This is a genomic window from Pallidibacillus pasinlerensis (assembly GCF_009996845.1).
GTDB classification, from domain to species: domain Bacteria; phylum Bacillota; class Bacilli; order Bacillales; family Caldibacillaceae; genus Pallidibacillus; species Pallidibacillus pasinlerensis.
Map to the genome: position 1 here is coordinate 1 of NZ_JAACYS010000077.1, position 14,504 is coordinate 14,504.

Here is a 14,504-nt window from a genome sequence, read left to right on the forward strand (position 1 = left end):
TAACCTTTTTTCTTGTTTGAAATTCCTTTCCAATTCTTGTAAGTTAATATAATAGAGGAATTGTCACTACTATTAATAAATAGTTAGGAAAGTTCTTTCAAAAACTTTAGATACAGCTAAGAAAGAATGGTGATTTTTAAATATGATTCAATTATCAAGTCGATTAAAAACAGTTGCAGAATATATTCCTAATGGTAGCTTTTTAGCTGATATTGGTTCAGATCATGCATATTTACCAATATTTGCTTTTCAAAATAATATAATTCGAGGAGCGATTGCGGGGGATGTAGCGGATGGACCAATTGCTGCCGCACAGGCGAGTGTTAATGAAGCGGATTTAACCGACGTAATCGAGACTCGTAAAGGAAATGGTTTAGCAGTAATAAGTGATGAAGATCAAGTTGATTGTGTCACAATTTGTGGAATGGGTGGCTCACTAATTGCTTCGATTTTAGATAATGACAAGGACAAGTTAGCTACGGTTAAAAGGTTAATTTTACAACCAAATATATCAGCGAATGTGATTCGTCGATGGTTGATTCAACACAATTGGGAATTGCTAGCTGAAAAAATTTTAGAGGAAGATGGTCATATATATGAAATTTTAGTTGCTGAAAAAGGGGATAGCTATAAACCTTATAATCAAGATAAAATAGATCAAGAAATTTTATTTGGACCATTTCTTTTAAAAGAAAAATCACCAGCATTTTTAGAAAAATGGAGTCGTGAATATAAAGAGTGGAATAGAATTTACGAGCAATTAAATAAGGCTGTTGAAAATGAACAAATTCATAAGAAAAAAAAGCAGCTGAAAGATTATATTGAATGGTATGAGGAGGAGATTGGCCATGAAACATCCGAACGGTCATGAGATTATTCAATTGTTTGAGCAATTTGCACCGAAACATTTAGCAATGGATGGAGATAAAATAGGACTACTAGTTGGTTCATTAAATCAAACGGTGAAAAATGTATTAATTGCTTTAGATGTTACTGAAGATGTTGTTGATGAAGCGATAGCGAATGATGTTCAACTTATCATTGCCCATCATCCATTAATTTTTAATCCATTAAAAACAATTCGTACAGAAGATGCTTATGGAAAAATAATTTCAAAATTAATTAAACATGATATTGCAGTATATGCTGCCCATACTAACCTAGATATTGCTAAAGGTGGCGTTAATGACATGTTAGCTGACATACTCGGTGTAAAAAACACTGAAGTATTAGTTCCTACATATGAAGAACCTTTGAAAAAATTAGTTGTGTATGCACCGGTTGAAGATGCAGAAAAAATACGTAAAACGTTAGGGGATTACGGAGCAGGTCATATCGGTGATTATAGTCATTGTTCCTTTTCAAATGAAGGTACAGGTAGATTTCTCCCAGGAGAAAACACGAATCCTCATATTGGAACTGTTGGTCAATTAGAAGCGGTTCGAGAAGAAAGAATTGAAACGGTCTTTCCTGCCAGCATCGAGAAGAGACTAATTAAAGCAATGTTGAAAGCTCATCCGTACGAAGAACCAGCCTACGACATTTATCCACTAGATTTAAAAGGAGAAACATATGGTTTAGGTCGTATCGGATATCTAGATGAAGAAATGACACTTGAGGAATTTGCCCTTTTTGTTAAAAAACAATTAGATGTAACAGGGGTACGAGTAACAGGGAATTTACAAGATAAAGTGAAAAAAGTGGCCATTGTTGGTGGAGATGGAGGAAAGTATTATACGACAGCAATCCGTAAAGGTGCAGATGTCTTTATTACAGGCGATATGTATTATCACACAGCCATCGATGCGAAACTTGATGGGTTAAATTTAATTGACCCAGGACATAACGTCGAAAAAGTGATGAAACAGGGTGTAGCTGATAAACTTACCGAAATGTGTGAAGAGAAAAAGCTTGATGTAAATATAATCCCTTCAAAAATTAATACAGACCCGTTTTATTTCTTATAAGATCGAAAGTGAAAGTTTAATGAATAAAATATTGAAAGCCCTACGAGACTTGAAAAAAACATTCGTATTTTTTCTGCGGTGTAATCCTCCGCAGAAAATTCAATGTCCTGCGGGATGAGCGTGAGTCTTGAGACCCCACAGACGAGCATGCGAGTCGAGGAGGCTCAAGCCACGCCCGCGGAAAGCGAGTAGGGCTTTCTAGTATTAACTTATTTTAATTCAATTTGCTTTTTGCTGTTCTTGTTTATTAAGCTTTCTTCTTAACTTTCGGAAGTATTTTAGTTAATGGCACTTTCCGTTCACGGATCCAAGTAGACTCATTTTCTGGATCAAACTGTTCAAGGAACTGGATAACTTCCTTCGTAATCGGGGTTGGTGTAGATGCACCTGCAGTCACAGCTACTTTTTTCGCATCTTTGATCCAATCGATATCGATTTCAGTTACATCGGCTACACGATAAGCCTTCGTACCAGCAATTTCTTCCGATACTTGTGCTAATCGGTTAGAGTTATTACTTTTCGGATCTCCGACAACAATTAAAACATCTGCTTCACCAGCTTGTTTAGCAACTGCTTCTTGCCTTTGTTGTGTAGCAAGACAAATCTCATTGTGTAACTCTGCATGAGGATATTTTTCAAGACAGTAGTCCATAATATCTTTAACATCCCATTGGCTCATTGTCGTTTGGTTCGTTATGATTATTTTTTCATTATCAATTGATAATTGTTTCGCATCTTCCATCGTTTCAATTAAATGAACGGCGTGTGGAGCAACTCCAACTGCTCCTTCTGGTTCTGGATGTCCTTTTTTACCAATATAAATGACATCATAGCCTTCATCCGTTTTTTCCTTAACTAATTCATGTGTTCTTGTTACATCAGGACAAGTTGCATCTAATGTAACGAGTCCTTTTTGCTTTGCTAATTCTCTTACTTCTGGTGAAACACCATGGGCAGTAAAAATTACAGTTCCTTTATCAACTTTTTCTAAAATTTCTTTTCTATTGTTACCATCTAATGTAATTATTCCTTCTTCTTCGAATGCTTTCGTTACGTTTGCATTATGAACGAGCATACCGAGTATGTATATTGGTCGAGGTAGACTTTCATCTAAAGCAGCATTTCGTGCGACGACCATTGCATCGACAACACCATAACAGTAACCGCGGGGGGATACTTTTATAACCTCCATATGTTCTCCTCCTAATTATGTCAAACTAATCTTATTATATCGAAGTCTTCTAATTCTGACAAAGAGAACATGCAAAATAGCTTTTCTTGTTAAGATTGCAAAAAATAAAAACCATTAATTATACAAGTTGATTGAAGAAAAAAGAAAACTCCTTAAATAAGGGAGCTTTAACAGTTATTAAATAAAAATTTTAGGTATTGACTTTTTTTCTTTAAATCTTGATTGTGAGTTTTGTTTATTTTTTTCAGCAGTATGACTCACTTTCACTTGTTTATTATTACCATAATTTTCTTCTTTAAAAAAATCATTATTAAATATATCATCATTTTTTTGCTCTTTTGTTTGATTTTGTTCTTGCTGTTTTTCATCATCTTGATTAGAATCATTATTTGTTGTTTCATTATCTAATCCGCGATAAATTTTCCAAAGTGCGGGTAAATTTTTTACAATCGGACCGTATTGTTGAATCATTCCACCGATTTGTTGCCCAGTTCTTAAAACTTGTTGGGTTTGACCTAAAAAACGAGAAATGGAATCTGGATTTAACCAACTCGGGATATTTGCTTGTGATTGTCTCGTAATTGGCCCGAATTGAAATGGATTTGTCGGTTGTGGTGTTTGTCTTCTATTCAATAATCTTGAAAGGAGCCCACCAGCTCTATTCGATTGCCGCATTCGATTCATTTGATTAGGATTGCGAAATGGTCCGCGCCTTTGTCCCATTGGTTGATAATAATACTGTTGTTGATACATTCGTTGAGGGTACATATTTTGCGGTGGATATTGTCCCATTACATAGCCAGAAAAGGGACTTCTTGGTATTTGTTGGAATCTTGATGGCATTTTCATCCTCCTCTACGCCAAGGCTTCTCTTTTAACACGATATGCAATAAGTAAAAAACGGTTAAGTATTTCTTTTATTTATTAATAAATCGGTATGAGTGGAGTTATTTTTCCGTTTTATTGTATAATACTAAGTTGAGGCTATTAATTCGTATATAGTTAGGAGTTCGTTTAATTATGAAAGAGACAAAATTTACTAGGTTTCCTTTGAAGCCATTTTTATATGAAGGATTAAAATCTATCGGTTTTTATGAACCGACAGATATTCAAGAACGAATTATTCCAAGAGCATTAAAAGATGTATCTGTTGTTGGTCAATCCCAAACAGGTACAGGAAAAACCCATGCATTCCTTTTGCCAATTCTTACCAAAATAAATCCGAATATTCAAGAGGTCCAAGCTGTAATTACTGCCCCGACGCGTGAATTGGCGAATCAAATCTATCATGAAGTACTAAAACTAACTAAGTTTTGCGAAAAAGAAGAAATGATCACCGCAAGACTTTTAGTTGGTGGTACAGATAAAGCACGTACGATTGAACGATTAAAACAGCAGCCACATATTGTCATCGGCACTCCCGGTCGTATTTACGATTTAATTAATGAACAAGCCCTATTTGTTCACACTGCTGAAATGATGGTTGTCGACGAAGCGGACTTAATGCTTGATATGGGCTTTTTAGAAGATGTCGATAAAATTGCCGGACTTATGCCTGAGAAGTTACAGATGTTTGTTTTTTCTGCGACAATTCCTGAAAATTTAAAGCCATTTTTGAAAAAGTATATGGAAAATCCTGAATTTGTTCAAGTTAATCTGAAAAAACGGACAGCAAGCTCTATTGAACATGTGCTGATTCCATATCGCCATCGTAATAAATTAGATATTCTTGATAATTTATTACAAATTTACAATCCTTTCTTAGCGATTGTTTTTACAAATACGAAAAAAATGGCTGATATTGTAGCAGATGGGTTAAGTGAGCGTGGATTAAAAGTTGGGATTATCCATGGTGATTTATCGCCGCGAGATCGGAAAAAGATGATGCACCAAATTCGTAATTTAGAGTATCAATATATCGTTGCGACAGATCTTGCTTCTCGTGGAATCGACATAGAAGGTGTAAGTCACGTAATTAACTATGAATTACCAAATGATTTAAACTTCTATATTCATCGTTCTGGAAGGACGGGAAGAGCTTCCTATACAGGTATATCGGCAGTTATATATGATGAACAAGATGAATTAAAGGTTTCAAAGCTTGAAAAAATGGGGATTACTTTTAAAAACATGGATATTGTCGATGGTGAGTTAGTCGAGATTCAAGATCGTAACGTTCGGAAACTGCGAAAAAGGACAACATCTAACATTGAATCAGAAATCATTCACAAAGTAAGAAAACCGAAGAAAATAAAACCTGGCTATAAAAAGAAATTAAAGGCAGAAATTGAGAAACAAAAACGAATGATGCGCAAAAAAAGCAAAAAGTAAAAAACAGATATATTGGAAGAGGGGAACAAAATGTTAAAAATTGGATCACATGTATCGATGAGTGGGGATAAAATGCTTCTAGCAGCAAGTGAAGAAGCGGTATCTTATGGATCGACTACATTTATGATTTATACAGGTGCACCACAAAATACACGGAGAAAAAGTATCGATAAGTTAAATATTGAAGCAGGACGAGCTCATATGGAGGAAAACGGTATTCAAGACATCGTTGTTCACGCGCCATACATTATTAATATCGCTAATACAACAAATCCGAGAACTTTCCGTCTAGGTGTGGATTTCCTGCAAACGGAAATTGAACGAACAGAAGCGCTTGGTGCAAAACAAATTGTTCTTCATCCGGGCGCTCACGTTGGAGCTGGTGAAGAAGTAGGTATTAAAAAAATTATTGAAGGTTTAAATGAAGTTCTTTCCCAAGAAGCAGATGTTCAAATTGCTTTAGAAACGATGGCAGGGAAAGGTTCCGAGTGTGGAAAAACTTTTGAAGAGTTAGCAATGATTATTGATGGTGTAACAAATAATGAGCGCCTTTCAGTATGTTTTGATACATGCCATACAAATGATGCTGGGTATAATGTGAAAGAAGATTTTGATGGAGTTCTTAATGAATTTGATAAAATTATTGGAATCGATCGTCTAAAAGTTCTTCATATTAATGATAGTAAAAATCCGCTTGGTTCAAGAAAAGACCGTCATGAAAATATCGGTTTCGGTACAATCGGATTCGAGACTTTAAATTATATTGTTCACCATCCACAGTTACAAGATGTTCCAAAAATATTAGAAACTCCGTATGTAGGAGAAGATAAAAATAATAAAAAGCCACCATATAAATTTGAAATTGATATGTTTAAAAATCAAAAGTTTGATGAAAATGTGTTAGAAAAAATATTAAATGCATAAACAATGTTTAGGGCTTCCATTTTGGAGCCCTTATCCTGTTTAGGGCATACTAATTTACGAAATTAGAAAATAATTGATTCACTTTTTTAGCTGTTTCTGGCCCGGCAATATTACTAATTTCTTTTAATAAATTTTCACGATCTGTTTTATTGAAAACATCGATATTTTTTCCCTTTAAATATCGAGAAACTAATTCAGCTTGCTCTAAAGTGACATCTATATTGAATTGAAAGGCAAATTTTTGTAATTCTTTTCCTGATATTCCATTTAATTTTGCATTAATAATTTTCTCTAAAAACTTCACTATTATTCCTCCCCCCATTCATACTTTATGACGCTCAAAAATAAAATGTTCCAAATATTTAATGGTTAAAATCTAATTCTTTACAGTACATTTATATTTTTGTATACTGAATTAGTTAAATCGTAATCATTCCTAATAAGAGAAAGAACTTGAAAATAAAGAAGGGTGACATGATGGAAAATAAGGCACCAATTATAGAAATAAATAATCTTTCTTACCGATATGCTTCCGAAGATGTGTTAAAGGATTTAAATTTAACGGTACATAAGGGAGATTTTTTGGCGATTCTTGGACCAAATGGATCAGGGAAGTCAACGCTTATAAAACTTTTATTACAACTTTTAAAAAATCAAAAAGGTGAAATTTTTATATACGGAACACCAATTGAAAAATTCTATGCTTGGGAGAAAATTGGATTCGTACCACAGAAAGCAAACGCTTTTAATACTGGTTTTCCAGCAACAGTTTATGAAGTTGTCCGTAGTGGCTTAACGAAAAAAACCGGATTATTTCATTTTTATCCTCGGAATGTTAAAGAAAAGGTTATTGACGTTTTACGCGCTGTTGAAATGGAAGATTTAATTAATCGAAATATCGGTGAATTATCAGGAGGACAACAGCAACGAGTATTTATTGCTCGGGCACTCATTAGCGATCCGGAAATCATTTTATTGGATGAACCGACGGTAGGTATTGATTCTAAACGTGTTGCTTCCTTTATAAACTTGTTAGAAAGATTAAATAAGGAAAAAAATATTACGTTAATCATGGTTACACATGATTTAAGTGCAGTTATTAATCAAGTAACTCATATTGCGTGGCTCAATCGGTCTTTACAGTTCCATGGTTCGGTAAAAGAGTTTAAAAACATTAATAAAGTTAATGCACAGTCTTTTTATCAAACGGATTTGGAAAGTGTAAGCAATGTGCAAGTAAATGGGGGAAAACATTGATGTTTCAAACGTTTTTACAATATGAATTTTTACAAAACTCATTTCTAACAGGTATGATCATCGGAATTATCGCACCACTTTTAGGTGTATTTATTGTCGTAAGGAAAATGTCTCTAATTGCCGATGCGTTGAGCCATATATCCTTATCCGGTATTGCTGCAACAATGCTCGCTGCCACATATTCACCGTTTTTTGCCGGAATTAGTCCTTTATATGGAGGAATGTTATTTTCAGTTATTGGCGCATTATTTATTGAAAAATTAAGATCAGTGTATAAACATTTTGAAGAATTGTCAATTCCAATTATAATGTCCATTGGAATTGGTCTAGGGGTTATTTTCATCTCACTCGCTGATGGTTTTAATAATGATTTGTTCGGCTATTTATTTGGTAGTGTGAGTGCGGTAAGCCGTACCGATTTATATTCCATTTTTATCATCGGCCTTTTAGTTGTCCTAATTATTATCTTTTTATATAAAGAATTATTCCTGCTCGCTTTTGATGAAGAATACGGAAAAGCTCAAGGAATTCGAGGTAATATTGTTCATCTTATTTTTATAATTCTCGTCGCTTTAGTCATTGCAATATCGATACGTATTGTTGGTGTTCTTCTCGTTTCATCGCTTATGACATTACCGGTTGCTGCGAGTATGAGAATGGCAAAAAGTTTTAAACAAACCATTATTTTTTCAATTATTTTTGGAGAAGTTTCCGTCGTTGGTGGTCTAATCAGTGCATTTTATTTAGATTTAGCACCAGGTGGAACTATCGTTTGTATATCTGCAGTAATCCTCATTATTACGATTCTTTATAGTAAAAAATTGAAATATAATGCCAGATGAGTGGGAGGGAGTTTCTTATGAACGTTTCTGAAGCGATTCAACTGCTGAAGGATCACGGCTATAAATATACTGGAAAAAGGGTGGACATGCTAGAATTTCTATCTGAACATGATAAATATATGTCGGCAAAAGAAATTTTAGAAGGAATGAAAGATACGTATCCGAATATGAGTTTTGATACGATTTATCGTAATTTGGCTTTATTTGAAGAACTAGAAATTGTTGAAACAACAGAGTTATTTGGAGAGAAACATTTCCGGTTTTCTTGTACCCATGAAGAACATCATCACCATTTTATTTGTTTACAATGTGGTAAGACGAGAAAAGTTGAAATATGTCCAATGGATCATGTCCGAAATGAATTGCAAGGATACTCTATTTCTGGTCATAAATTTGAGGTCTACGGGTATTGTAATAAGTGTCATTGATATTTAAGGAGGCTTCCAAATATGCGGAAAGCCTCCTTAAATATTGGTTAGCTATTTTTTAACCATTCTTCAACCCGCTGTTTTGCTTCCAACCAAGATTTAACACGAATGATTCCGTCGGGAAGTGGTTTGCGGTTATAAGGAGTATCGAATAAAATAACGGGTATTTTACATTCTTCATGAATTTCGATTGCATTTTCATAACGGTCTTCAAAGAAAATATCAACATTCCATTCTCTAGCCGCTTTTACTTTATTATGCGACCCTAATAAAATAATTTCATCGTATCGAATACCGTGCCGATCAAGCCAGGCCTTCGTTATATCGAAATTTTTACTATTTCTTGCACTAATAAAGTACATTTGATGTTTTTTATCCCATTCATTTAATACTTCTTTTGCCCCTTCAGCAATTGGGGATTTTTCGTAAATTTTCCCTTCATTTTCTAAATACCAATCATAAAATTCTTCTTTGGATACGGGAACGAAAGGTGTTAAGTCATACTGTGTTATATCATCTAATGTTAATTTTAAGTTAAACCCTTCATTTAAAAAAGGAACGAGAGCTTCTGGTGAAGTAACTGTTCCATCTATATCAATACCAAAACGTTTCTGCATGTTCTTTGCTCCTTTGAAAATGTATTTCCTATTTAGTTTAACATATATGTCTATTTGTTCCATATGTATGTTTTGTGTGTTTTCATATTTAGCAAAATATTTACAGTGTATTTGAATCCTCAATTGTTCATACTATTAATGCTCCCAAGGAAAGTGAGGGGAAAATATGAATCAACACCATCATCGTTCAAGATCCAAAAATGTCGATAACAGTGTAAATAATGGCTATCAAGATTATTTAACAGGCTATGACGACTATGATGATTATAATGAAGAAACAGCAGCAGAATTTTATGCTCCAGTACCTGTCCGAAGTGAACGGGATGAAGAAAAGCCAGAACATGAAAAATCAGGCAGAGGCTTTGGATATATTGCATTAGCATTATCCTTTTTATCCCTCTTCGTAACTTCAGCTCCTATCCTTTTTGGAGTGGCAGGTATAGTTTTAGGATTTATTGCAAGAAACAGAGGAGCTACAGGACTTGGAAATTGGGCAATTGGTTTGGGAGCATTGTCCGTAGTCATTAGTTTGTTTTTCATTCCACTCTTTTATTAATAATAAAGGTCAGAACCCGATATTGGGTCTGACCATTTTAATTACTGTTGATTTTGTAATGCTTTTTCTTTTTCCTTCGCATAATATTCTTCAGCTAAAGCGTCGATTTCTTTCTTCAATTCTTCAACCATAATTTCTTCAGGAACTTTTCGTATAATTTTTCCTTTTCTAAATAACAAGCCTTCACCACGTGCACCAGCAATTCCAATATCAGCTTCTCGAGCTTCTCCAGGTCCATTTACTGCACAACCTAAAACAGATACTTTAATAGGTGCTTTAATATTTTGGATATATTCTTCGACTTCGTTGGCGATACTAATTAAATCAATTTCAATCCGTCCACACGTTGGACATGAAACTAGAGTTGCTGCATTGGAAATTAATCCGAATGATTTTAATAATTCCCGTGCCACTTTAACTTCTTCAACTGGATCTGTACTTAATGAAATACGAAGTGTATTTCCAATGCCTTTACTTAACATAGCACCTAAGCCAGCTGCGCTTTTAATTGTCCCAGCGAACTGTGTCCCTGATTCAGTAATACCTAAATGTAATGGATAATCAAAAGCTTTTGCTGCTTTTTCGTAGGCTTCAATCGCTAAATTAACATCGGATGCTTTTAAAGAGACGATAATATCGTGAAAATTTAATTCTTCTAAAATTTTTATATGGTGAAGGGCACTTTCAACCATACCATCTGCAGTTGGGTAACCGTATTTTTCTAAAATATGCTTTTCTAAAGATCCAGCATTAACCCCGATTCGGATAGGAATCCCTTTTTCTTTAGCTGCGTTAACAACTGCTTCAACTTTATCTCTTTTTCCGATATTTCCTGGATTAATTCTTACCTTATCCACTCCACCTTCAATCGCTTTTAAAGCATAACGATAATTGAAGTGAATATCTGCAACGAGTGGAATGTTAATTCGCTTTTTTATATCTGCAATCGCATTCGCTGCTCGTTCATCAGGAACAGCAACACGAACGATTTGACAACCAGCTTCTTCTAAACGTTTAATTTGTGCTACAGTAGCATCTACATCATGTGTTTTTGTCGTTGTCATACTTTGAATATGAACTTGGTTATTGCCACCGATTGTTAAATTTCCAACTTGTACAGGCCGAGTTTGCGTACGATGCGTAATTTCACCCAAGATTATTCTCTCCCTTTTAATGAAATCCATTTACATATTTAATGTTAATAATTTATATGTAACCTATTACATTTTATCAATCATTTGCACTTTGTATCAAGAAAAACTACTATTAGAAAAATTGAATATAAAAGGATCATTCAGCGATTTCGTCATAATAGGGTATTCTGTAAATTTGACCTGGTTGCATTTGCTCAGGTGTAATACCGTTATTTAAATAAATAAAGTCTTCTACAATTTGCTCGATCGGAACATGTTCAGGGAAAAAACCTTGGCTTTCAATTAATGATAATAATGTATCTCCTGGTTTTACAGTAACTTCAAAATATTTATAAGTTGTCATTGTTTCTTTCGTATCTTCAACATCAGCATCAATTTCAGTCAAAAGTAGGGTGCCTTTCGTTAAATCAATAAACACAGCGTAAATAACTAAAATAATTAAAACCGAAGTAAGGGCACGCTTCATATATTAATCCCCTTTCCTTAAAATGCCTTTAATTTTAATATTATCCAATTTTTTATTTATTCCTGCAGACTAGAATAAATCTTTTCTTCAATAATTTTAATAATCTTGCAACAGAATGGAATCATAAATAAAAATCACCCGTCCACGTCCCTTTGTAACTTTTTTGTAATATAGATGAAACATCAAAGTAATATTGTTGTACTTTGTTAAAAATATGTAAATTTTTGTCGAGTAATATTTACATTATGTGTATTTTTTAACTATAGTTTATTAGGGGTTTCATTTATTAAAAAATTTATTAGGGGTTGAAATTATACATATGGATATTCAACAGATTATTTTTCAATTTATCGGTGGATTAGGTATCTTCCTTTTTGGTATTAAATCAATGGGAGATGGATTGCAAAAATCTGCTGGTGATCGTTTGCGAGACTTATTAGATCGTTTTACAACGAACCCTATTAAGGGTGTTATAGCAGGGATGGTTGTTACCATTCTTATACAATCCAGTTCAGCGACGACAGTTATTACTGTTGGTCTAGTAAGTGCTGGATTTATGAACTTACGCCAAGCAATTGGTGTTATTATGGGTGCTAACATTGGTACTACAGTTACAGCTTTCATTATCGGAATCGATGTGGGGGCATATGCTTTACCAATTTTAGCCGTTGGTACCTTTTTACTATTTTTCTTTAAATCAAAAAGACTGCAATATTTTGGTCAAGTATTATTTGGATTTGGTGCTCTCTTCTTTGGACTCGAATTAATGAGTGACGGAATGAAACCTTTAAGAGAATTACAAGCCTTTCATGATTTGACAATTAGTATGAGTGATAATCCAATATTAGGGGTTGTTATTGGAGCAGTATTTACAGTAATCGTTCAAAGTTCCAGTGCAACAATCGGAATCCTACAAGGTTTATTTGCCGATGGTTTAGTTTCTCTAGATGCAGCATTACCTGTTTTATTTGGAGATAACATTGGAACTACAATTACAGCTATACTTGCATCACTAGGTGCAACAATAGCAGCTAAACGCGCAGCATTAAGTCACGTACTATTTAACGTTATTGGTACAACAATTTTCTTAATTATTTTAGGTCCGGTTACAGCATTTATAGAGTTTCTGCAGGCAACACTTGGCTTAAATGATAAAATGGTTATAGCTTTTGCCCATGGTACGTTTAATATTACGAATACATTGATACAATTACCATTTATTGCAGGACTTGCTTGGATTGTGACGAAAGTTATTCCGGGTGAGGATTCGTATGTAGATTATAAAGCAGAACAATTGGATCCTGTGTTTATTCAACAATCACCTTCCATTGCATTAGGTGCAGCTAAAGAAGAAGTTATCCGAATGGGTAAATTAGCATTAAAAGGTATGGAAGAAGCGAAAAATTATTTAGATACCGGTCAAAGTAAACATGCAGAAATTGCGCTACAATTAGAAGATGCTATAAATAATCTTGATCATAAAATTACTGATTATTTAGTTGAGCTTTCTTCAGCATCATTAAACGCACAAGAATCTAAAAAACATAATAATTTAATGGATATGGTAAGAGACTTTGAGCGTCTTGGTGATCACTTTGAAAACATTATTGAGCTTGGCGAGTATCTAGTGAATAATAAAGTTAAATTATCTGATGATGCGAAAGAAAATATTAACGATATGTTCTCACTAGTTATTACAACATTAGCAGAAGTAATCGAAGCCCTTGATCAAGTCGACATTAACTTAGCTGAAGATGTTATTAAAAAAGAAGAAATGGTTGATACAATGGAAAGAAAATACAGAAAACAACATATTATCCGTGTTAATGAAGGTAAATGTTCAGCACAAGCAGGTATTGTATTTGTAGAAGTTATTATAAATCTAGAAAGAATGGGTGACCATTGTGTGAATATTGCTGAGTCAATTATTGATGGTATTGATTATCATCAAGAATATCAATCTGTATAATCTTTCATATTAAAACCGTTGGAAAAAATCCTAAAAATGTGAACAAAATTAGGCATTTAATTTGAATTCGAAGCTCCACTTTGCTAATCTAAAAGTGGAGCTTTAAAAAAGCTTAAGTAGTATTTACATATTAAAGGAGGAATTAGCTATGGCATTTGAATTACCAAAATTACCTTATGAATATGATGCATTAGAACCACATTTTGATAAGGAAACAATGAATATTCACCATACGAAGCACCATAATACTTACGTAACAAACTTAAATAATGCAGTTGAAGGAACAGAGTTTGCTAACAAATCTGTTGAAGAATTAATTGCAAACTTAGACGCGATACCAGAAAATATTCGTACAGCAGTTCGCAACAACGGTGGTGGACATGCTAACCACTCCTTATTCTGGGAGATTCTTTCACCAAACGGTGGCGGTGAACCAACTGGTGAACTAGCTGAAGCAATTAATGCTAAATTCGGTAGCTTCGAAGCATTCAAAGAAGAATTCACAAAAGCAGCAACTACACGCTTCGGTTCAGGTTGGGCATGGTTAGTTGTAAACAATGGTGAATTAGAAGTAACAAGCACACCAAACCAAGATTCTCCAATTATGGAAGGTAAAACTCCGATTTTAGGTCTTGACGTTTGGGAGCATGCTTACTACTTGAAATATCAAAACCGTCGTCCTGACTACATCGGTGCATTCTGGAACGTAGTTAACTGGGACGAAGTTGCAAAACGTTACAGTGCTGCAAAATAACAATGAATACAAAAGACTGGTCTATTGGTTTAGACCAGTCTTTTTAC

16 protein-coding genes are annotated in these 14,504 nt (G+C 34.1%); 10 read left to right on the forward strand and 6 right to left on the reverse strand.

What is annotated here, in order from left to right:
- Positions 1-142: 142 nt before the first annotated feature.
- Both GW534_RS13645 and GW534_RS13650 read left to right on the forward strand, forming a co-directional pair.
- A complete protein-coding gene (locus GW534_RS13645) occupies positions 143-871 on the forward strand; it encodes a tRNA (adenine(22)-N(1))-methyltransferase (RefSeq protein WP_161921557.1) in 729 nt (242 codons plus the stop codon).
- The gene (locus GW534_RS13650) at positions 849-1,967 is read left to right on the forward strand and encodes a Nif3-like dinuclear metal center hexameric protein (protein WP_161921558.1); all 1,119 of its coding nucleotides are present in this window, start codon (positions 849-851) and stop codon (positions 1,965-1,967) included. The genes GW534_RS13645 and GW534_RS13650 overlap by 23 nt, the downstream gene beginning before the upstream one ends.
- A gap of 247 nt (positions 1,968-2,214) precedes the next feature.
- Here GW534_RS13650 and GW534_RS13655 read toward each other — a convergent pair whose 3' ends face one another.
- Entirely contained in the window at positions 2,215-3,159 is a 945-nt protein-coding gene (locus GW534_RS13655; protein WP_161921559.1) for a 4-hydroxy-3-methylbut-2-enyl diphosphate reductase, read from the reverse strand.
- Between the two features lie 177 nt (positions 3,160-3,336).
- Positions 3,337-4,002: a VrrA/YqfQ family protein gene (gene vrrA, locus GW534_RS13660; RefSeq protein ID WP_161921560.1), complete on the reverse strand. Its 666-nt coding sequence runs from the start codon at positions 4,000-4,002 to the stop codon at positions 3,337-3,339.
- 177 nt (positions 4,003-4,179) lie between these two features.
- Here vrrA and GW534_RS13665 point away from each other — a divergent pair, with 177 nt between their 5' ends.
- Positions 4,180-5,490: a DEAD/DEAH box helicase gene (locus tag GW534_RS13665; protein WP_161921561.1), complete on the forward strand. Its 1,311-nt coding sequence runs from the start codon at positions 4,180-4,182 to the stop codon at positions 5,488-5,490.
- 30 nt (positions 5,491-5,520) lie between these two features.
- Positions 5,521-6,414, forward strand: coding sequence for a deoxyribonuclease IV (locus GW534_RS13670; RefSeq protein WP_161921562.1), 894 nt, complete (start codon positions 5,521-5,523; stop codon positions 6,412-6,414).
- Between the two features lie 49 nt (positions 6,415-6,463).
- Here the strand turns inward: GW534_RS13670 and GW534_RS13675 are convergent, their stop codons facing one another.
- Positions 6,464-6,718, reverse strand: a complete 255-nt coding sequence (locus GW534_RS13675; RefSeq protein ID WP_161921563.1) for a DUF2624 domain-containing protein — start codon at positions 6,716-6,718, stop codon at positions 6,464-6,466.
- A gap of 173 nt (positions 6,719-6,891) precedes the next feature.
- On the opposite strand from GW534_RS13675, the gene GW534_RS13680 reads away from it, so the two are divergent.
- From GW534_RS13680 to GW534_RS13690, 3 genes are read left to right on the forward strand one after another with little or no spacing between them, the layout of a single operon-like run.
- On the forward strand, positions 6,892-7,671 hold the full coding sequence (locus GW534_RS13680) for a metal ABC transporter ATP-binding protein (RefSeq protein WP_312854679.1): 780 nt from the start codon (positions 6,892-6,894) through the stop codon (positions 7,669-7,671).
- The gene (locus GW534_RS13685; protein WP_161921565.1) at positions 7,671-8,513 is read left to right on the forward strand and encodes a metal ABC transporter permease; all 843 of its coding nucleotides are present in this window, start codon (positions 7,671-7,673) and stop codon (positions 8,511-8,513) included. Before GW534_RS13680 ends, GW534_RS13685 begins: the two co-directional genes overlap by 1 nt.
- Before the next feature lie 17 nt (positions 8,514-8,530).
- The gene (locus tag GW534_RS13690; RefSeq protein WP_161921566.1) at positions 8,531-8,941 is read left to right on the forward strand and encodes a Fur family transcriptional regulator; all 411 of its coding nucleotides are present in this window, start codon (positions 8,531-8,533) and stop codon (positions 8,939-8,941) included.
- 47 nt (positions 8,942-8,988) lie between these two features.
- Here the strand turns inward: GW534_RS13690 and GW534_RS13695 are convergent, their stop codons facing one another.
- The gene (locus GW534_RS13695) at positions 8,989-9,558 is read right to left on the reverse strand and encodes a hypothetical protein (protein ID WP_161921567.1); all 570 of its coding nucleotides are present in this window, start codon (positions 9,556-9,558) and stop codon (positions 8,989-8,991) included.
- A 166-nt stretch (positions 9,559-9,724) separates the two neighbouring features.
- On the opposite strand from GW534_RS13695, the gene GW534_RS13700 reads away from it, so the two are divergent.
- A complete protein-coding gene (locus tag GW534_RS13700; protein WP_161921568.1) occupies positions 9,725-10,114 on the forward strand; it encodes a DUF4190 domain-containing protein in 390 nt (129 codons plus the stop codon).
- A 41-nt stretch (positions 10,115-10,155) separates the two neighbouring features.
- Here the strand turns inward: GW534_RS13700 and ispG are convergent, their stop codons facing one another.
- The gene (gene ispG, locus GW534_RS13705; RefSeq protein ID WP_312854680.1) at positions 10,156-11,259 is read right to left on the reverse strand and encodes a flavodoxin-dependent (E)-4-hydroxy-3-methylbut-2-enyl-diphosphate synthase; all 1,104 of its coding nucleotides are present in this window, start codon (positions 11,257-11,259) and stop codon (positions 10,156-10,158) included.
- Positions 11,260-11,404: 145 nt separating this feature from the next.
- On the reverse strand, positions 11,405-11,734 hold the full coding sequence (locus GW534_RS13710; protein WP_161921569.1) for a LysM peptidoglycan-binding domain-containing protein: 330 nt from the start codon (positions 11,732-11,734) through the stop codon (positions 11,405-11,407).
- 319 nt (positions 11,735-12,053) lie between these two features.
- On the opposite strand from GW534_RS13710, the gene GW534_RS13715 reads away from it, so the two are divergent.
- Positions 12,054-13,703 (forward strand): Na/Pi cotransporter family protein, encoded by a 1,650-nt coding sequence (locus GW534_RS13715; protein ID WP_202630944.1) that lies wholly within the window; start codon positions 12,054-12,056, stop codon positions 13,701-13,703.
- 148 nt (positions 13,704-13,851) lie between these two features.
- The gene (sodA, locus tag GW534_RS13720; protein ID WP_161921570.1) at positions 13,852-14,457 is read left to right on the forward strand and encodes a superoxide dismutase SodA; all 606 of its coding nucleotides are present in this window, start codon (positions 13,852-13,854) and stop codon (positions 14,455-14,457) included.
- The last annotated feature ends 47 nt before the right edge of the window (positions 14,458-14,504 follow it).